The 17462-nt window shown below is 70.1% G+C and carries 16 protein-coding genes and 1 tRNA gene; 9 read left to right on the top strand and 8 right to left on the bottom strand.

Going from position 1 to position 17462, the window contains the following annotated elements:
* Positions 1-73: 73 nt before the first annotated feature.
* Both ATK30_RS08165 and ATK30_RS08160 read left to right on the top strand, forming a co-directional pair.
* On the top strand, positions 74-577 hold the full coding sequence (locus ATK30_RS08165) for a DUF3145 domain-containing protein (protein ID WP_101435050.1): 504 nt from the start codon (positions 74-76) through the stop codon (positions 575-577).
* A gap of 23 nt (positions 578-600) precedes the next feature.
* Positions 601-1200, top strand: coding sequence for a hypothetical protein (locus ATK30_RS08160; RefSeq protein WP_167441856.1), 600 nt, complete (start codon positions 601-603; stop codon positions 1198-1200).
* 71 nt (positions 1201-1271) lie between these two features.
* Here the strand turns inward: ATK30_RS08160 and ATK30_RS08155 are convergent, their stop codons facing one another.
* The 5 genes from ATK30_RS08155 to ATK30_RS08135 form a co-directional block, all read right to left on the bottom strand.
* Positions 1272-2522 carry a beta-ketoacyl-[acyl-carrier-protein] synthase family protein gene (locus ATK30_RS08155; protein ID WP_101435048.1) on the bottom strand — a complete coding sequence of 417 codons (1251 nt, stop codon included), beginning with the start codon at positions 2520-2522 and terminating at the stop codon, positions 1272-1274.
* Between the two features lie 51 nt (positions 2523-2573).
* A complete protein-coding gene (locus tag ATK30_RS08150) occupies positions 2574-2819 on the bottom strand; it encodes an acyl carrier protein (RefSeq protein WP_037820481.1) in 246 nt (81 codons plus the stop codon).
* A 68-nt stretch (positions 2820-2887) separates the two neighbouring features.
* Complete coding sequence (locus ATK30_RS08145) at positions 2888-3871, bottom strand: beta-ketoacyl-ACP synthase III (RefSeq protein WP_101435047.1); 984 nt, start codon at positions 3869-3871, stop codon at positions 2888-2890.
* Positions 3868-4779, bottom strand: a complete 912-nt coding sequence (locus ATK30_RS08140; protein WP_101435046.1) for an acyltransferase domain-containing protein — start codon at positions 4777-4779, stop codon at positions 3868-3870. Before ATK30_RS08140 ends, ATK30_RS08145 begins: the two co-directional genes overlap by 4 nt.
* Before the next feature lie 437 nt (positions 4780-5216).
* A complete protein-coding gene (locus ATK30_RS08135; RefSeq protein ID WP_101435045.1) occupies positions 5217-6428 on the bottom strand; it encodes a PucR family transcriptional regulator in 1212 nt (403 codons plus the stop codon).
* A 154-nt stretch (positions 6429-6582) separates the two neighbouring features.
* Here ATK30_RS08135 and ATK30_RS08130 point away from each other — a divergent pair, with 154 nt between their 5' ends.
* From ATK30_RS08130 to ATK30_RS08115, 4 genes are all read left to right on the top strand, one after another.
* Entirely contained in the window at positions 6583-7500 is a 918-nt protein-coding gene (locus tag ATK30_RS08130) for an ABC transporter ATP-binding protein (RefSeq protein WP_101435044.1), read from the top strand.
* Positions 7497-8711 (top strand): ABC transporter permease, encoded by a 1215-nt coding sequence (locus ATK30_RS08125; protein ID WP_101435043.1) that lies wholly within the window; start codon positions 7497-7499, stop codon positions 8709-8711. The genes ATK30_RS08130 and ATK30_RS08125 overlap by 4 nt, the downstream gene beginning before the upstream one ends.
* A 735-nt stretch (positions 8712-9446) precedes the next feature.
* Positions 9447-10322, top strand: coding sequence for a mechanosensitive ion channel family protein (locus ATK30_RS08120; RefSeq protein ID WP_244194552.1), 876 nt, complete (start codon positions 9447-9449; stop codon positions 10320-10322).
* 381 nt (positions 10323-10703) lie between these two features.
* A complete protein-coding gene (locus ATK30_RS08115; protein ID WP_101435042.1) occupies positions 10704-11342 on the top strand; it encodes a nicotinamide mononucleotide transporter family protein in 639 nt (212 codons plus the stop codon).
* Between the two features lie 2 nt (positions 11343-11344).
* On the opposite strand, the gene ATK30_RS08110 is transcribed toward ATK30_RS08115, so the two are convergent.
* The 3 genes from ATK30_RS08110 to aceE all read right to left on the bottom strand — a co-directional run bounded on the left by ATK30_RS08110 (position 11345) and on the right by aceE (position 15885).
* On the bottom strand, positions 11345-11590 hold the full coding sequence (locus ATK30_RS08110; RefSeq protein WP_101435041.1) for a hypothetical protein: 246 nt from the start codon (positions 11588-11590) through the stop codon (positions 11345-11347).
* 151 nt (positions 11591-11741) lie between these two features.
* Positions 11742-12953, bottom strand: coding sequence for an alpha-hydroxy acid oxidase (locus ATK30_RS08105; protein ID WP_101435040.1), 1212 nt, complete (start codon positions 12951-12953; stop codon positions 11742-11744).
* Positions 12954-13089: 136 nt separating this feature from the next.
* The gene (gene aceE / locus ATK30_RS08100; protein ID WP_101435039.1) at positions 13090-15885 is read right to left on the bottom strand and encodes a pyruvate dehydrogenase (acetyl-transferring), homodimeric type; all 2796 of its coding nucleotides are present in this window, start codon (positions 15883-15885) and stop codon (positions 13090-13092) included.
* Positions 15886-16284: 399 nt separating this feature from the next.
* Here aceE and ATK30_RS08095 point away from each other — a divergent pair, with 399 nt between their 5' ends.
* From ATK30_RS08095 to ATK30_RS08085, 3 genes are all read left to right on the top strand, one after another.
* Complete coding sequence (locus ATK30_RS08095) at positions 16285-16719, top strand: DUF3052 domain-containing protein (protein WP_101435038.1); 435 nt, start codon at positions 16285-16287, stop codon at positions 16717-16719.
* Positions 16720-16775: 56 nt separating this feature from the next.
* A complete protein-coding gene (locus ATK30_RS08090; protein ID WP_101435037.1) occupies positions 16776-17240 on the top strand; it encodes a peroxiredoxin in 465 nt (154 codons plus the stop codon).
* A 45-nt stretch (positions 17241-17285) separates the two neighbouring features.
* A tRNA-Val gene (locus tag ATK30_RS08085) sits at positions 17286-17357 on the top strand.
* Positions 17358-17462: the final 105 nt, after the last annotated feature.

Below are 17462 nucleotides of genomic sequence, written 5' to 3'. Positions count from 1 at the left end.
GGCTACGCAACCTGCGCAGGGTTCGAGAGGTCGTAGGGGAAGACGTCCCTCGTCGAACAAGCGGAGGTCAGCAGTGAGCACCCGTGGCAGCACCCGAGGCGTGGTGTACGTCCACTCGTCGCCGTCTGCGGTATGTCCGCACGTCGAGTGGGCTATTTCGGGCACCCTTGGCGCCCGAGTCGAGCTGAAGTGGACGGCTCAGCCGGCCAGTCCCGGACAGCTCCGGGCCGAATGCAGCTGGAGCGCGCCCGCGGGAACCGCGGGCAAACTCGCCAGCGCGCTCAAGGCGTGGCCGATGGTGCGCTTCGAAATCACCGAGGAACCCAGCGCGGGCGTCGACGGCGAGCGGTTCTGTTTCGCGCCCGGCCTCGGGCTCTGGCACGGCCGCACCAGCGCGAACGGCGACATCGTCGTGGGCGAGGACCAGCTGCGCGCGCTCGTCAGCATGACCCGCGGCGGCGAAACCCTCGCGCACAAACTGGACGAACTCCTCGCCGCCGCCTGGGACGAGGCGCTCGAGCCGTACCGGCACGCGGGCGACGGCGCCCCGGTCACCTGGCTGCACCAGGTCGGGTGACCACGAGCGGTACCCTCGTCCGGGTGAGCGTTCCTCCGGCCCCGCCCTCCCGTCAGCGGTGGTTGATCCCCGTGCTCGTGGTGGTGCTGTCCATCACCGTGGCCGGGGGTCTGCTCGCCCGCGAGCTGTACCGCCGCCCCGACGCCCCGCAGCCGGCCGACGGGGAAGTCATCGCGCCGCCGGTCACGACCAGCGACGCTTCAGGCGAGAAACCCGGACCGGACCGCGTCGAGGTCACCGCCGACGCCGCGAACCATCCGCAGGACGAGGCCGTCCGGTCGGTGCTGCAGGCTTATTTCAAGGCGCTCAACGCGAAGGACTACGACGCCTGGGCGGAGACGGTCAGCGACGCGCGCCGCGCCAAGACGCCGGAGGCGGACTGGCACCGCAACTTCCAGTCCACGAAGGACGGCAGCATCCGGCTGTACCGGATCGAACCGGGCGCGCAGGGCTCGCTGCGCGCGCTGGTCGGCTTCACCAGCACCCAGTCTCTGAACGAAGCCCCGGTCGACTTCCCGCACGAGTGCATCCGCTGGCGGCTGGTACTGCCGATGAAATTCGAGCACGGCTCGTACCGGATCGACACCGTCGACGGCACCGCCACCGAACACGACGTGTGCTGACCGGCTAGAACCCAGCGAAACCAGGAAGGGCCCCCGCGGAATTCCCGCGGGGCCCTTCCCGGAATCAGGACTCAGTTCGCCGGCGTGAACAGCAGCGCGGTGTTGTGCCCGCCGAACCCGAACGAGTTGGACAGCGCCGCGGCGAGTTCGACCTTGCGGTTCTCCCCGGCCACGACGTCGAGCTGCACCTTCGGGTCCAGTTCGGTGAGGTTCAGCGTCGCGGGCACGATGCCCTCGTACACCGAGAGGATCGTCGCGATGCCCTCGACCGCTCCGGCACCGCCGACGAGGTGGCCGAGCGCGCCCTTCGGCGCGGTGACCACCGGGTGCTCGCCGATCGCCGACCGGATCGCGGCCGCCTCGCCGATGTCGCCGACCACAGTGGACGTCGCGTGCGCGTTCACGTGGCCGACGTCCGACGGGGACAGCCCGGCCATCGCCATCGCCGCGCGCATCGCCGCGATCTGCCCGATGCCCTCCGGGTGGTTGCCCGTGATGTGGTAAGCGTCGGACGTCAGGCCGTAGCCGGCCAGCTTCGCGTAGATCCGCGCGCCGCGGGCCTTCGCTCGGTCGGCCCGCTCGAGCACGACGACGCCGGAGCCCTCGCCGAGCACGAAACCGTCCCGGCTGACGTCGAAGGGACGCGACGCCGCCGCGGGGTCGTCGTTGCGCGTCGACACCGTGCGCGCCTGGGCGAATCCGGCGACGGTGATCGGGTGGATGCACGCCTCGGAACCGCCCGCGACGACCACGTCGGCCCGTCCGGACCGGATCATCTCGAAGCCGTTCGCGATGCCCTCGGCCCCGGAAGCGCACGCCGACGCCGGCGAATGCACCCCGGCCCGCGCCTTCAGGTCGATGCCCACGTGCGCGGCCGGGCCGTTCGGCATCAGCATCGGCACCGTCAGCGGCGACACCTTGCGAAGACCCTGCTTGTGCAACAGATCGTTCTGGGTCAGCAGGGTCACCGGCCCGCCGACCCCGGTGCCGATCGAAACGCCGAGACGTTCCGGCTCGACGTCCGTGTGCTCGTCGGTCTGCTCGGCGAACCCGGCGTCGGCCCAGGCCTGGCGGGCGGCGATGAGCGCCACCTGCTCGCACCGGTCGAGCCGGCGGGCCTGCACGCGGGGCAGGATGTCGGTCGGCTCGACGGCGAGCTGCGCCGCGATCCGCACCGGCAGGTCCAGCTCCGCCGCCCAGTCCGCCTCGATCGTGCGGATCCCGCTGCGGCCGGCCAGCAGACCGTCCCAGGTGGACGCGACGTCACCGCCGAGCGGCGTGGTCGCGCCCATGCCGGTGATCACGACGTCGATGTTGCTCATGGGAGTCTCCCCAAGGTCGGCTCCGGACCGGGGCCCGGGTACGAAGAGGACTTACTTCGAGTTGGCGGACACGTAGTTCACCGCGTCGCCGACGGTCTTGAGGTTGGCCAGCTCGTCGTCCGGGATCTTGACGCCGAACTTGTCCTCGGCCTGCACGGCGATCTCGACCATCGACAGCGAGTCGATGTCCAGGTCGTCCACGAACGACTTCTCGGCGGTGACGTCGTCCTGAGCCACGCCGGCGACCTCTTCGACGATCTCGGCGAGGCCGGCGAGGATCTCAGTGTTGTCAGCCATCGGTGTTGTTCCCTTCTCGGTTCTTGCGGGTCCGCTCGCGGGCACGGCGCCCGCGGGGGAAGTATCGCTCAGGGCAGGACGAACGCCTGCGCGGCATAGGAAAGCCCGGCTCCGAAGCCGACCGCCAGCACCACGTCGCCGCTTTTCGCCGTCCCCGCCTTGCGCATGTGGTCCAGCGCCATCGGGATCGAAGCGGACGAGGTGTTGCCCGAGTACTTGATGTCGTCGGCCACCACCATGTCCTCGCGCGCCCCCTTGGCGCGCAGTTTCTTGGCGATCGATTCGACGATCCGGAGGTTCGCCTGGTGCGGCGCCAGCACGTCCACATCGGACGGTTGCAGCCCGGCGGCCTCCAGCGCGCGCAGTGCGATCGGCGCGATCTGCGTGGTCGCCCAGCGGAAGACCGACTGGCCCTCCTGGTAGATCCACTGGTTGTCGCGCATGTAGATCAGGTCGACGAGGTCGCCGGCGCTGCCCCACACCACCGGGCCGATGCCCGGTTCGTCGGAGCCGCCGACCACCGCGGCCCCCGCGCCGTCGGCGAAGATGATCGCGTTCGCGCGGTCGGTCGGGTCGACGACGTCGGTGAGCTTCTCCGCGCCGATCACGAGGACCTTCTTCGCCGAGCCCGCGCGCACGAGGTCGGAGGCGACGCCGAGGCCGTAGCAGAACCCGGCGCACGCGGCGTTGAGGTCGAAAGCTCCGGGGCTCGGGGCGCCGATCCGCGCGGCGATCTGTCCGGCCGCGTTCGGGATCTGGGACGGCATGGTGCAGTTGGGGACGATGACGGTGTCCACTTCGGACGCGTCGACGCCCGCGTCGGCGAGCGCGTTGGCTCCGGCGGCGACGGCGTAGTCGACCAGCACGTCGTCCTTCTCGCCGAACCGCCGCTCGATGATGCCGACACGGTCGCGGATCCACTGGTCGTTGGTGTCCATGACCTGCGACAGGTCGTCGTTCGTGACGATCCGGTCCGGCTGGTGGCTGCCGAAGCCGAGGATCCGGGCGGCGGGGGCGCCCTGGGCGAGGCGCAGGGTGGGGCGGGCGGTCACTGGGCGTCCTCCTCGCGCAGCGCCGCCAGCTCGGCGGGCGACTTCAGCGCGGTGGTAGTGGTGACGACGCCTTTGAGCTGCCGCTTGACCAGTCCGGTCAGGGTGCCCGCGGGCGCCAGTTCGACGGTGCGGTCCACGCCGAGCGAGACGAGTCCGTCCATGGTGAGGTCCCAGCGGACCGGGCGGGTCACCTGGGCGACGAGCCTGCGCAGGTACTCCGCGCCGCTCGTGACGACCTGACCGTCGGCGTTGGACAGCAGCGGGCGCGTCGGGTCGGCCGGGGAGAGACCGGCGGCGTGCTCGCGCAGGGCGTCTTCCGCGGGGGCCATGTAGGGCGTGTGGAAGGCGCCGGCGACCTTGAGCGCACGGATCTTCGTGCCCTCCATCGGCTCGGCGATGATCCGCTCGATCGCGGCGGCGGATCCGGAGGCGACGATCTGCCCGGCGCCGTTGCGGTTCGCGGCGGCGAGGCCCTGGCCTTCCAGCCACGCGGTGACTTCCTCGGGATCGCCGAGCATCACCGCGGCCATCGACGTCGGTTCGAGCGCGCAGGCCTTGGCCATCTCCGCGCCGCGGACCGCGGCGAGCGCGACGGCGTCGGCGGGGGTGAGCACGCCGGCGATCGCGGCCGCGGCCAGTTCGCCGACGGAGTGGCCGGCGACCGGCGCGTCGGCGGGAACCGGCAGGTGCTCGAAGGACAGCAGGGACAGCGCGACGATCAGCGGCTGCGCGACAGCGGTGTCCTGGATCTCCTCGGCGTCGGCTTCCGTGCCGAGCCGGATCAGGTCGAGCCCGGAGCGGGCGGACCATTCTTCGACGGGCGCGCGGGCGCCGTCGAGCTCGAGCCACGGAGCGAGCATGCCGGGGGCTTGCGAACCCTGACCGGGGGAGAGGACTGCAACTGTCACAGTGTCTATGAGACCACGGGAGGGGTCGGTGCTTCAGATGCGGGCGGTCACCAAGTCCGTGCGGCGTTATTGGAGGAAACCTCCAAAGACCGGCCGGAGAACCCAGCCCTTAACCCATCCGCCTTGTGGGATTCAACCAGCGCTTGCCGTGAAGTCTGTCACCTGCCACGCTCCGTCGCGCCTCGGCGCGGAGGGACTCCGGGAGCGGGACGGGTTCGCGGCGCTTCCGCCGGACTCGGGGCGTCCTCGGGCGCGCGGATGCCCCACGCCGTCTCCGCTGTGCGAGATCCCCAACGCGACATTGGGGGGACGCCGCCTTGGATGCGTCCCCCTGCGAATGGGTTTCCTGGCAGCGCGGGTGCGGAGGGAGACGCGGCTCTGCTCCCTCCATCCAGCACCGCACCCCGCTGAAAAACCCGACTGCGGCGTCAGTGCGGTTACCAGAGGCCGCGGGCGCGGGCGAGCCTGCCGACGGTGAGCGCGACCCGCAGCACGAGCGCGTCTCGGGCGTCGGTCGGGTTGCGGCCGGTGAGTTCGGCGGCTTTGCGCAGCCGGTACCGGACCGTGTTCGGGTGCACGAAGAGCGTTTGCGCGCAGCGTTCCAGCACCCCGCCGGTGTCCAGATAGGTCTCGACGGTGCGTTGCAAGGCCGCTCCGGCCTCCTCCAGCGGCCGGGCCACCCGATCGACCAGCAGCCGTTCCGCGCCCGGGTCGCCGGAGAGCGCGCGTTCGGGGAGCAGGTCGTCGGACCGCACCGGACGCGGCGCGCTGGGCCAGCCGACCACCGCGCGCAGTCCGGACAACGCCTCGGCCGCGCTGTGGTGGGCTTCGGCCAGCGTCGGCATCGTCGGTCCGGCCACGACCGGGCCCTCGGCGAAGACCGTCGACATCCGGGCGAGGATTTCGCGTTCCTTCGGCCCGCCTTCGGTCGGGCCGCCGATCACGATCACCAGCCGCGAGCCCTGCACTGACAGCAACACCGCACGTCCGACGCGCGCGGCGCGGGCGCGGACGTCGAAAACCACCGTCGGCGGGTCGTCCGAGGGCGGATTCCCCACCAGCACCGTCGCCGCGGCGGCCGGGTCCCAGCCGAGCGCGGCGGCACGCGACAGGACGGACTCTTCGGCATCCCCGCGGACGATTCCGTCGACCACGAGCGCTTCGAGCCGGGCGTCCCACGCACCGCGCGCTTCCGCCGCGGCGGCATAGGAATTGGCCGCGGCGAAAGCGATTTCCCTGCCGTAGCGCAGAATTCCTTCGATCAAGGCCGCGCGTTCGGCTTCCGAAGCGGCGAATTCCGGCAGCTGTTCTTCGAATACCTCGATCGCGAGCCGCACCATCGCGACGGCCTGGCGCAGGCTGATCCAGCGCGACACTTCGGTCGGGGCGTCGCGGAACGCTTCCGTGGTGAGCTGCAGCGCTTCCTTCGAATCCCGGAGCCACGCGACGAATCCGCTGGCTCCGGTCTGCGTGATCAGCAGGACGCTGGCGCGCTGGTCGGCGGGAAGCCGCGCGAACCAGACCAGGCGGCGTTCCATTTCCGCGACGCTCGCGCTCGCCAGCCGCCCGGAGGCGTGCTCCAGGCTGCGCAGGGTTTTCGCGGACAGCCCGTGGTGCTTGGGCGCGGGGCGTCCTGTGGTGTCGGCCATGTCGGGTCCGATCCTACGTGCCGCCCGCGGCCCGCAACTTTAGGCGGACGCGGCGGCGACCTCGGATGGTGGGCGGCGCCTGGCCGAAGTGCCTAGGATCCCCAGTGGGGTGGTAGGGGATCACCCCGGAGAAAAAAGAACAGGGGGACGGGCCATGCCAGAGCCCGGACTGGAGATCGACGGGATCTCCAAACGCTACGGCGCCGTCGTGGCGCTCGAGCGAATGACGTTCGACGTGCGGCCGGGGGAGCTTTTCGGATTCGTCGGCAGCAACGGGGCGGGCAAAACGACCACGATGCGCATCGCGCTCGGCGTGCTGAGCGCGGACGCGGGGCAGGTGCGGTACGCGGGCGAGCCGATCACGCACGAAACGCGCCGGCAGATCGGCTACATGCCCGAGGAGCGCGGGCTGTACCCGAAAATGAAGGTCGGCGACCAGCTCACGTATCTGGCCCGGCTGCACGGAATGCCCGCCGCCGAGGCGAAGGCGTCGAGCGAGCGGTGGACCGAACGCCTCGGCGTGGCCGCGCGCCGCGACGACGAGGTGCAGAAGCTCAGCCTCGGCAACCAGCAGCGGGTGCAGCTGGCCGCCGCGCTGGTGCACGAACCGCGGATTCTCGTGCTGGACGAACCGTTTTCCGGACTGGACCCGGTCGCCGTCGACGTGATGAGCGACGTGCTGAAGGAAAAGGCGGCCGAGGGCGTTCCGGTCGTGTTTTCGAGCCACCAGCTGGATTTGGTGGAGCGGCTGTGCGACCGGATCGGGATTGTCCGGAGTGGACGGATGGAAGCGTGCGGCACGGTGGCGGAACTGCGCGCGGGCGGGACGACCCGGCTGCTCGTGGACGCCCCGGAGGCGCCCGAAAACTGGGCGGCCGCGCTGTCCGGCGTGACCGTCGTGGGCCGGAGGGGAGCGGTGACCGAACTGGAACTGGCCGACGGCGCGGACGACCAGGCGGTGCTGCGCGCCGCGCTGGCGACCGGACCGGTGCGGGAATTCGCCCGGAAACTGCCGTCCCTGACCGAACTGTTCCGTTCCGTCGTGTCCGAGCACCAGGAGGCGGCGGCATGACCGGGTCCGACGTCCAGATGAGCCCGCTGTCCGCGGTCGGCCTCGTGGCCGGGCGGGAGATCAGCACGCGCGTCAATTCCAAGGCCTACCGCGTCACGACGCTCGTGATGGTGATCATCGTCGTCGCGCTGGCGCTGATCTTCAAGTTCTTCAACGGCGGCGGGAGCGCCGACGCGACGGTCGGCTACGTGCCGGCCGCCTCGCAGCTGGCCGCGCCGCTGACCGCGACGGGCAAGTCGATCGGCCAGACCGTCGCGACGCAGCAGGTGCCGGACGAGAAGACGGGCCAGGCGAAGCTGCGGGACGGCTCCATCGACGCACTGCTGGTGCAGGACGCGAAACGGGTCCACGTCCAGGTGAAGAAGACCTTGGACGCGAAGCTGAAGAACACGTTCACCGTGCTCGAGGGGCAGCTGGCGCTCAACCAGCAGATCGAGTCTCTCGGCGGCGATCCGGCGAAGGTGCGCCAGGCGACCGCTTCGGCGACGATCGACGAACTGCCGCCGCTCGAGAAACCGTACGACTACAACGGGCAGCAGCTCGTGCTCGGCATCATCGCGGGCATCCTGATTTATCTGTCGCTGATGCTCAACGGGCAGAGCGTCGCGCAGGGCGTCGTCGAGGAGAAGACGTCGCGCGTGGTCGAACTGCTCCTGTCGACGATCAAACCGTGGCAGCTGATGGCCGGGAAGGTGCTCGGCATCGGGACCGTAGGGCTGATCCAGATGCTGGCGATCGGCGTGGCGGGCGTGGCGGCCGGGCTCGGGTTCGGGGTGCTGACGATCTCGGCGAACGCGGCGATCGGCACGGTGCTCTGGCTGATCGTCTGGTACCTGCTCGGGTTCTTCATGTATTCGATCGTGTTCGCCGCTCTCGGCGCGCTGGTGTCGCGGCAGGAGGACGTGGGCGGCGCGACGATGCCCGCGCTGATGTTCGTGATCGCCGGGTACGTGGTGGGGATTTCGATCCTGCCGTCGAATCCGGCGAGCCCGCTGGCCGAGGTGCTGTCGCTGATCCCGGTCTTCGCGCCGACGATGATGCCGATGCGGCTGGCGATGGGCGGCGTGCCGGTGTGGGAGGCGGTGCTGTCGATCGGCCTGGTCGTGGCGCTCATCCCGGCGCTGATCTGGCTGGCCGCGCGGATCTACCGCAACGCGGTGATGCGCACCGGCGCGAAGGTGAAGCTGCGGGACGCGCTGAGCGCGGCCTGACCGCGGAGTTCCGGACGGCGGGCCGCGGCGCGATGCCGCGGCCCGCCGTTGGTGTGGAGAGGTGCCGAAAGCCTCTACTCTCGGTGGGCGCGCCGAACGTGTGAGGGACCGGCGCGGCGGAGGCCCTAACCCAGGTGGGTTAGCGGCAATGGGTGAGTTGCGTGAACGCCGCCCTCGCGAGCCCGCTGTGCCGATCGTCCGCCGAGCATCGGTTAATGCCGTTCACCCGGACTCTCGTCCGGGGTGCTATTGCCGTGTCGCCGTTATCCGGCAGGCGCGCGGAAGATCAGCGCAATTCGCCGCCGAGGGTGGTCGGGCAACGCGAATTCGCTCCGTACAGATCGCGCCTCGCGAGGATTCCCGTCCGGAGATCTCCGCCGCCACGCCCAGGTCGGCGCGCACATCCGTCGACAGCTCGCCAATCGGCCGAACATGAAGGCCAGATGAACGGCGGAGAAAACCCGAACCCTATTCGTCTCGGAAGCGCCTCCGCGCGGCGATAAAGAGCGGGAAATGTTCGAGGCCGCTCGGCGCTTGCGGTTTTCGCTGCGCCGAGCGGCCTCGTCTCCCCGGTCCCCACCGGTACGACAAGTATGGCGGCCATTGATCTTCCCGCGCCAGTCGTCTCACTCGATCGTGGTGCACAGCACCCGGGCCCAGTGGGTACCTGTCCTGCGACCCGGTGCGACAGGACGGTGCCGGAATCCACGTCGAACCGCGGCGAAGGGAGCCAGCGTGGGTGAACAACTCAAGGACGGACTCGGACAGGCCTGGAATCTGGTGGCCACGTTCGTCCCGAAACTCGTGGGTTTTCTGATCATCCTCTTGATCGGCTGGCTGATCGCGAAAGCCGTCTCCAAAGCCGTCGGGCTTGTTCTCGGAAAGCTCGGTTTCACGAGGATGGTCGAGAAGACCGGGCTGACCGGAATGGTGAAGGGCGCGAATCTCGACGCCACCGCCGTGCTCGTGAAACTCGTCTACTACTTCATTCTGCTGATCGCGCTGCAGCTGGCGTTCGGGGTGTTCGGGCAGTCGAACCCGGTGAGCCAGCTGCTGAACGACATCATCGCGTTCCTGCCGAGGATCCTGGTCGCGGTGGTGCTGATCATCGTGGCCGCGGCGATCGCGAAGGTCGTGCGGGACGTCGTCGCGGGCGCGCTGTCGGGCCGGCCGGCCGGACGGCTGCTCAGCACGGTCGCGTACTGGCTGGTGATGGCGTTCGGCATCATCGCGGCGCTCGGCCAGGTGAACATCGCGACGACGGTGACCGGCCCGCTGCTGATCGCGGCGCTGGCGACCGCGGGCGGCGTGATCGTGGTCGGCTTCGGCGGCGGCCTGATCAAACCGGCCCAGCAACGGTGGGACGGCTGGCTGTCGAACCTGCAGGGCCAGCTTGGTTCGGGCTCGGGCTCGGCCCCCGGTTCGCGGGAGCCGGGCCAGGTGAGCGGGCAGCACGCGCACGCCGGGCAGACCCGGACGGCGAGCTACCCGCAGTCGCAGTCGGGCAGCCTTCCGCAGCCCGGCGAGCAGACCCGCCAGATGCCCGCGGACGGCGGACGCCCGCCGGAGCCGCCGACCCCGCCGGCCGGCTTCGGGCGCGTGGAGCGCTGAGCCGGTACCGGCAGGGAGGGCGAACTGGCGACGTCCGCGGGCTGATCCGCGGGCACTCGCTGGCGCCCGGGCCGTGCTGCTGACCGGGGTCGGACCCGGTCGGTCGCTTCGCTGACGGCCTTTCCCCGATCCGCGGATCGGGGTTGAGCAAGGGGCCGCGTTGCTTCGGCAGCGCGGCCCCTCGGCCTGTCCGCGACCTTGATTCATTCGCGTCAGCCCGGCAACGGAAAGGCCGGGCCAGCCACCTGGCGTCCGGCTCCGGGCCGTTGCCAGGTCCGGCCTCGGCGTCCACTCCGCGGGACTGTCCGCAGTCTCACATCGGCACGGGAATGGCGGCTCCGTGTTGCATGTTGGGAGGCGTAGATCGGAAGGGGTGCCGACGTGGACTTCCTGTTGCACCACGGCGTGACCGTGTTCGGGCAGTGGATCTCGATTGCCGAGCTGGCGGGGCAGGTGTTCGCGCTCGCGGTCGTGTTCCTCGCGCAGCGGCGGACGCTGTGGACCTGGCCGGTGCAGGTCGGCGCGACCGTCCTGCTCTTCGCCGTTTACGCGTCCGCGCACCTCGGCGGCCTCGCCGGACGGCAGGTCGCGATCCTGCTCATCTCGCTTTACGGCTGGTGGGCCTGGAATCGCCGGACCGACCCGGTGTACGGCGTCGCCGTGCGCAAGGGCCGCTGGACCGAGCGGGCCGCGATGCTCGGCGCGTTCGGGCTGGGCACGGTCGCGATGGCGCTGACCCTGCAGGCGCTCAACGCCTCGTGGGCACCCTGGCCGGATGCCGCGATTTTCGTCGGGACACTCGTCGCGTTCACCGCGCAGGGCGTCGGGCTCGTGGAGTTCTGGGGCGTGTGGCTGGTGGTCGACGCGATCGGCGTGCCGCTGCAGATCAGCTCCGGCCTGTACTTCTCGGCCGCCATCTACATCGTCTTCGCCGCACTCGTGATCCACGGCTGGATCAGCTGGAACCGCTCGGCGCGCACCGCGGTGGCCGGCGAGAAGGCCGTCGCCGCGGCGCGCTGAGGTCAGGCGCCGAGCGCGAGTCGGCCGTCCGGCGTCAGCTCGGCCCGCGTCCACTGCCCGACCGTGCCGCCCGGCGCGGACACCGGGCGGACCAGGCCTTCCCGGACGAGGGCGTGCGCGGTCGTCTGGTCGCAGCACGGCAGGCCGTCGACCCTCAGGTCCGGTTCGCAGCTGCGGGTGAGTTCGGCTCGACCGGCGGCGATCGCGCGCAGCATCGCCAGCTCGCGGCGGTTCAGCGGAACGGACATGGCCTTCTCCCTCGGACGATCCGAAGGCAGGAGACGTGATGTCCGTCACTGGATACCGGATTACGCCGACTGTGCCAGCCGGGCCGGAAAGTCCGTGAAGGACTCCTTGGCGGAATCAGATTCCCGCAAGGAGTCCCTCACGGGCTGGGGTTCAGCGGAGCGTCGCGTGCGTGGGACGAAGGTCGTCCACCCGCCGGACCCCGAGCAGCTGCATCGTGCGGATCATCTCGGTGCGCAGGATGTCCACGCAGCGCTGCACGCCGCGCTCGCCGCCGGCCATCAGGCCGTACAGGAACGCGCGGCCGATCAGCACCGCGTTCGCGCCGCGGGCGAGCGCGGCCACGATGTCGCCGCCGGACAGGATGCCGGTGTCGACCCAAACCTCGGCGCTGTCCTGGATCTGGTCCAGTGCCGCGGGCAGCAGTTCGATCGGCGTCGGAGCGCGGTCGAGCTGGCGGCCGCCGTGGTTCGACAGCAGCACCGCGTCCGCGCCGTGTTTCACCACGTCGCGCGCGTCGTCGACGTTCTGCACACCCTTGACCACCAGCTTCCCCGGCCAGGTCTGGCGCACCCAGTCGAGGTCGTCGAAGTTCAGCGTCGGGTCGAACAGCTTGTCCAGCAGTTCCGCGACGGTGCCGCCGAACCGGTTGAGCGACGCGAAGTTCAGCGGCTCCGTGGTCAGCATGTTGAACCACCACGCCGGGTGCATCGCGCCGTCCACGAAGGTCTTCAGCGTGATCGCGGGCGGGATGGTGAGCCCGTTGCGGACGTCGCGCAGCCGCTGGCCCGCGACCGGGGTGTCGACGGTCAGCAGGAGCGTGTCGTAGCCGCTCTCCCAGGCGCGATTCATCAGATCTTCGCCCGCGCCGTGGTCGCGCCACACGTATAGCTGGAACCATTTGCGCGCGTCCGGTGCGGCCGCCGCGAGGTCCTCGATCGACGTGGTGCCCATCGTCGACAGCGCCATCGGCATGTTGTTGCGCTGCGCCACGCGGGCCACCGCGCGTTCGCCCTCGGTCTGCATCATCCGCGTGAACCCGGTGGGCGCGAACGCGAACGGCAGCGCCGAGCGCTTCCCGAGGATCTCCCTGCTGGTGTCCACATCGGACACTCCGCGCAGCACGTTGGGCTGGAATTCCACGCGGCGGTAGGCCTGCCGGGCACGGCGCAGGCTGTCCTCGAGCTCGGCGGCGCCGTCGGTGTAGTCGAACGCCGCGCGCGGGGTGCGCTTGCGCGCGATCATCCGCAGGTCGGCGATCGTGTGCGCGCCGGCCAGGCGCCGGTCAGTCGGGTTGAGCACGATCGGCTTCGGCCGCAGGATCTCTTTGAGCTCGCTGGGCCGGGGCAGGCGACGCTGGGTCACGCTCGACCACCTTTCGTCAGGCATCCGGGATACATCCGATGTCTAGCTTAAAGTAGAGGCCCCTCCGGGACAGTGTCCGTCCCGGAGGGGCCTCTCGCGACCTTCACCCGGTCAGGGCGACGCGGTCAGGCTCCGCTCACGCGTTTCCGGAGTCGGACGTCTGCGGCCCCGCGGCCGCCACGTCGTCGAGCCGGTAGCGGCGCGCCGCCTCGGCGACCTTCGCCTGGTCGAACTCGCCGCGCTTGGCGAGCGCGGACAGCGCGCCGACGGTGATCGACTCGGCGTCCACCAGGAACTTGCGCCGCGCGGCCGGGCGGGTGTCGGAGAAGCCGAACCCGTCGGTGCCGAGCGTGAGCATGTCGGTGGGCACCCACGGGCGGATCATGTCCGGCACCGCGCGCATCCAGTCCGAGACCGCCACGACCGGGCCGGAAACCTCCGACAGCTTCTGCGTGACGTACGGAATCCGGGGCGTCTCGTCCGGGTGCAGCAGGTTGTCGTGGTCGATCTCGACCGCTTCGCGGCGCAGTTCGCCCCACGACGTGGCCGACCACACCGCGGCCCGCACGCCCCACTCCTCGGCCAGCATCTTCTGCGCCTTGAGCGCGTCCGGCATCGTGACGCCGGAGACCAGCACCTGCACTTCCGGGCCGTCGCCGCCGGGCGCGTCGGCGTACCGGTAGAGGCCCTTGAGCACGCCGTCGACGTCCAGGTTCTCCGGCTCGGCCGGCTGCTGGTAGGGCTCGTTGTAGATGGTGATGTAGTAGAAGATGTTCTCGCCGTTGCCGTCCGGGCCGGTCTCGCCGTACATCCGGCGCAGGCCGTCCTTGACGATGTGCGCGATCTCGAACGAGTAAGCCGGGTCGTAGGCCACCACGGCCGGGTTGGTCGCCGCCAGCAGCAGCGAGTGCCCGTCCGCGTGCTGCAGGCCCTCGCCGGTCAGCGTGGTGCGGCCGGCGGTGGCTCCGAGCACGAAACCGCGGGCCATCTGGTCCGCCGCGGCGTACAGGCCGTCGCCGGTGCGCTGGAACCCGAACATCGAGTAGAAGATGTAGATCGGGATCATCGGCTCGCCGTGCGTCGCGTACGACGTGCCGACGGCGGTGAACGACGCGGTGGAACCCGCCTCGTTGATGCCCTCGTGCAGCAGCTGGCCCTTCTCGGACTCCTTGTACGCCAGCATCAGGCTCGCGTCGACCGAGGTGTAGGTCTGGCCGTGCGGGTTGTAGATCTTGGCGGTCGGGAACATCGAGTCGAGGCCGAAGGTGCGCGCCTCGTCCGGGATGATCGGGACGATCCGCCTGCCGATCTCCGAGTCCTTCGCGAGCTCGCGGATGAGCCGGACGATCGCCATCGTGGTGGCGACCTCCTGCTTGCCCGAGCCCTTGCGGACGCCCTCGTAGACCTTGTCGCCGGGCAGCACGAGCGCCTTGGCGGCCTTCGGGCGGCGTTCCGGCAGGTACCCGCCCAGCGCCTTGCGGCGGCCGCGCATGTACTCGATCTCCGGCGAGTCCGGGCCCGGGTGGTAGTACGGCGGCAGCTTCGGGTCGCGCTCGAGCTCCTCGTCGCTGATCGGGATCCGCTGGGTGTCGCGGAACAGCTTCAGGTCGTCGAGGGTGAGCTTCTTCATCTGGTGCGTGGCGTTGCGGCCCTCGAACGCCGGGCCGAGGCCGTAGCCCTTGATCGTGTGCGCCAGGATCACCGTCGGCTGGCCGGAGTGCTCCATGGCCGCCTTGTACGCCGCGTACACCTTGCGGTAGTCGTGGCCGCCGCGCTTGAGGTTCCAGATCTCCTGGTCGGTGAGGTCCTTGACCAGGTCCTTCGTCCGCGGGTCGCGGCCGAAGAAGTGCTCCCGGACGAAGGCGCCGTCGTTGGCCTTGTACGTCTGGTAGTCGCCGTCCGGCGTGACGTTCATCAGGTTGACCAGCGCGCCGTCGCGGTCGGCGTGCAGCAGCGAGTCCCACTCGCGGCCCCAGATGACCTTGATCACGTTCCAGCCCGCGCCGCGGAAGTACGCCTCGAGTTCCTGGATGATCTTGCCGTTGCCGCGCACCGGGCCGTCGAGCCGCTGCAGGTTGCAGTTGATCACGAAGGTCAGGTTGTCCAGGCCCTCGCCCGCGGCCACGTGGATCAGGCCGCGCGATTCGGCCTCGTCCATCTCGCCGTCGCCGAGGAACGCCCAGACGTGCTGGTCGGAGGTGTCCTTGATGCCGCGGTCGCGCAGGTAGCGGTTGAACCGCGCCTGGTAGATCGCGTTCATCGGGCCGAGGCCCATCGACACCGTCGGGTTCTCCCAGAACTCCGGCATCAGCCGCGGGTGCGGGTACGACGGCAGGCCGCCGCCCGCGCCCGCGTGGCTGTACTCCTGCCGGAACCCGTCGAGCTGCTGCTCGGTGAGGCGGCCCTCGAGGAACGCGCGGGCGTACATGCCGGGGGAGGCGTGGCCCTGGAAGAAGACCTGGTCGCCGCCGCCGGAGTGGTCCTTGCCGCGGAAGAAGTGGTTGAAGCCGACCTCGTACAGCGCCGCCGACGAGGCGTAGGTGGAGATGTGGCCGCCGACGCCGACGCCGGGCCGCTGCGCGCGGTGCACCATGATCGCCGCGTTCCAGCGGATGTAGCGGCGGTAGCGGCGCTCGATCTCCTCGTCGCCCGGGAACCACGGTTCGTTCTCGGTGGGGATCGTGTTCACGTAGTCGGTCGACGTGAGCGCCGGGACGCCGACGTTGCGCTCCCGGGCGCGCTCGAGGATGCGCAGCATCAGGTACCTGGCCCGCTGCTGGCCCCCTCGCGCCAGCGCCTCGTCGAAGGAGTCCAGCCATTCGCTGGTCTCTTCCGGGTCGATGTCGGGAAGGTGCGCCGCGAGTCCGTCACGGATGACGCGTACGCGAGCCGGGGTCTCCTTGCCGGAGGCGCCGTCGTTCTGCGGGGCCAAGGGGTCTCCTTGTAGCTGGTTGTAGCCGTTGTAGCTGGTGGGCGGGAGTGCTCGCCGACGTCCATGGTCGTCCCGGTTGGGGTTCCCGTCACCTGTACTGCCCGGTAACATCGGCCGCCCGAGTGTCGCCACTCCCCGCGCACGGTGTATCGCGCGCGCGTTTTCTCTCCTCCACCCTAAAGGAGGCTCCCCGGGAGGGCTCCGCAGTGGTGGGGTACTGAGTGCCACCCGGAGTCGGGCGATGCCGCGGCGGGCCCCTACGCTGCAGACACGACTTGCCAAAGATCCGGTGTGGACGGTTGCGCGCAGCGCCGCGTCAGTGTTCGCTGTTCGACAACCGTGTATCCGAGTGCGGCGGACCTACCGCCGCGCTCCGTCGTAGTTGGAGGAGTGGAAGCAGTGGTCGCCGCGGGAGACGCAGGCACTGCCGGCGTCGCCGAGAGCCTTGGCATCAAGCCGGACATGGTGGTCCAGGAGATCGGCTGGGACGATGACGTCGACGACGACGTCCGCGCGGCGATCGAGGAAACGATCGGCGGTGAGCTCCTCGACGAAGACGCGCAGGAGGTCATCGACGTCGTGCTGCTGTGGTGGCGCGACAACGACGGAGACCTCGGGGACGCGCTGGTCGACGCGCGAGGCCCGCTGGACGAGAACGGCGTGATCTGGGTGCTGACCCCGAAGACCGGGCAGCCCGGGCACGTCGAGCCCAGCGACATCGCCGAGGCGGTGCCGCAGGTCGGGCTCGCCCAGACGGCGAACATCAGCGTGGGCCCGGGCTGGCTGGGCACCCGGCTGGTGTCGCCGAAGTCCTCGAAGGCCAAGCAGCGCTGAGGCCGCGATAGGGTGGGCGGGCACGCTCGTGTCCGCTCTGGAGAGGAATCGCCGGTATGGCCGTCGAGGTCGGTTCGCAGGCCCCTGACTTCACGCTCAACGACTACAACAAGCAGCCGGTCACGCTGTCGCAGTTCAAGGGCGACAAGCCGGTTCTGCTGGTGTTCTACCCGTTCGCCTTCAGCGGGATCTGCACCGGCGAGCTGTGCCAGCTGCGCGACGAGTTCGGCGACTACGACGGCAAGGGCGTCCAGGTCCTCGGCGTCTCGGTCGACACCCCGTTCTCGCTCAAGGCGTGGGCCGAGCACGAGGGCTACCAGTTCCCGCTGCTGTCGGACTTCTGGCCGCACGGCGAGGTGGCGCAGAAGTACGGCGTCTTCAACGACCAGGCAGGGCTCGCCGTCCGCGGCACCTTCCTGATCGACACCGAAGGCGTGGTCCGCTTCGCCGAGGTCAACGCGCCGGGCGAGGCGCGCGACCAGGCGGGGTGGAAGAAGGCCGTCGAGGAACTGACCGCCTGATTGTTTCGTCCGCCGGGGCGGGGTTTCGGTCCTGCTCCGGCGCGCGGGCGCATAGCTCAGCGGGAGAGCACTCGGTTTACACCCGAGCGGTCGCAGGTTCGATCCCTGCTGCGCCCACCGTGCTCGATCCGGCAAACCCCATCCGGTGAAGTCTTCACTGGATGGGGTTTGTTGTTTTTCACGCCGTTCCGGGGCGGTGGCGGCTCTGGGCTCGCCAGGAAG

The organism is Amycolatopsis echigonensis (genome assembly GCF_002846615.1).
Taxonomy (GTDB): domain Bacteria; phylum Actinomycetota; class Actinomycetes; order Mycobacteriales; family Pseudonocardiaceae; genus Amycolatopsis; species Amycolatopsis echigonensis.
The sequence above is the reverse complement of the archived record's forward strand: the minus strand, read 5'-3'. Positions and strand labels throughout refer to the sequence as shown.

Bases quoted from the DNA above. Each gene is read 5' to 3' on its own strand.
- ATK30_RS08155 (WP_101435048.1), bottom strand. From the start codon at position 2,522: ATGAGCAACATCGACGTCGTGATCACCGGCATGGGCGCGACCACGCCG.
- ATK30_RS08150 (WP_037820481.1), bottom strand. From the start codon at position 2,819: ATGGCTGACAACACTGAGATCCTCGCCGGCCTCGCCGAGATCGTCGAA.
- ATK30_RS08135 (WP_101435045.1), bottom strand. From the start codon at position 6,428: ATGGCCGACACCACAGGACGCCCCGCGCCCAAGCACCACGGGCTGTCC.
- ATK30_RS08130 (WP_101435044.1), top strand. From the start codon at position 6,583: ATGCCAGAGCCCGGACTGGAGATCGACGGGATCTCCAAACGCTACGGC.
- ATK30_RS08125 (WP_101435043.1), top strand. From the start codon at position 7,497: ATGACCGGGTCCGACGTCCAGATGAGCCCGCTGTCCGCGGTCGGCCTC.
- ATK30_RS08110 (WP_101435041.1), bottom strand. From the start codon at position 11,590: ATGTCCGTTCCGCTGAACCGCCGCGAGCTGGCGATGCTGCGCGCGATC.
- ATK30_RS08090 (WP_101435037.1), top strand. From the start codon at position 16,776: ATGGCCGTCGAGGTCGGTTCGCAGGCCCCTGACTTCACGCTCAACGAC.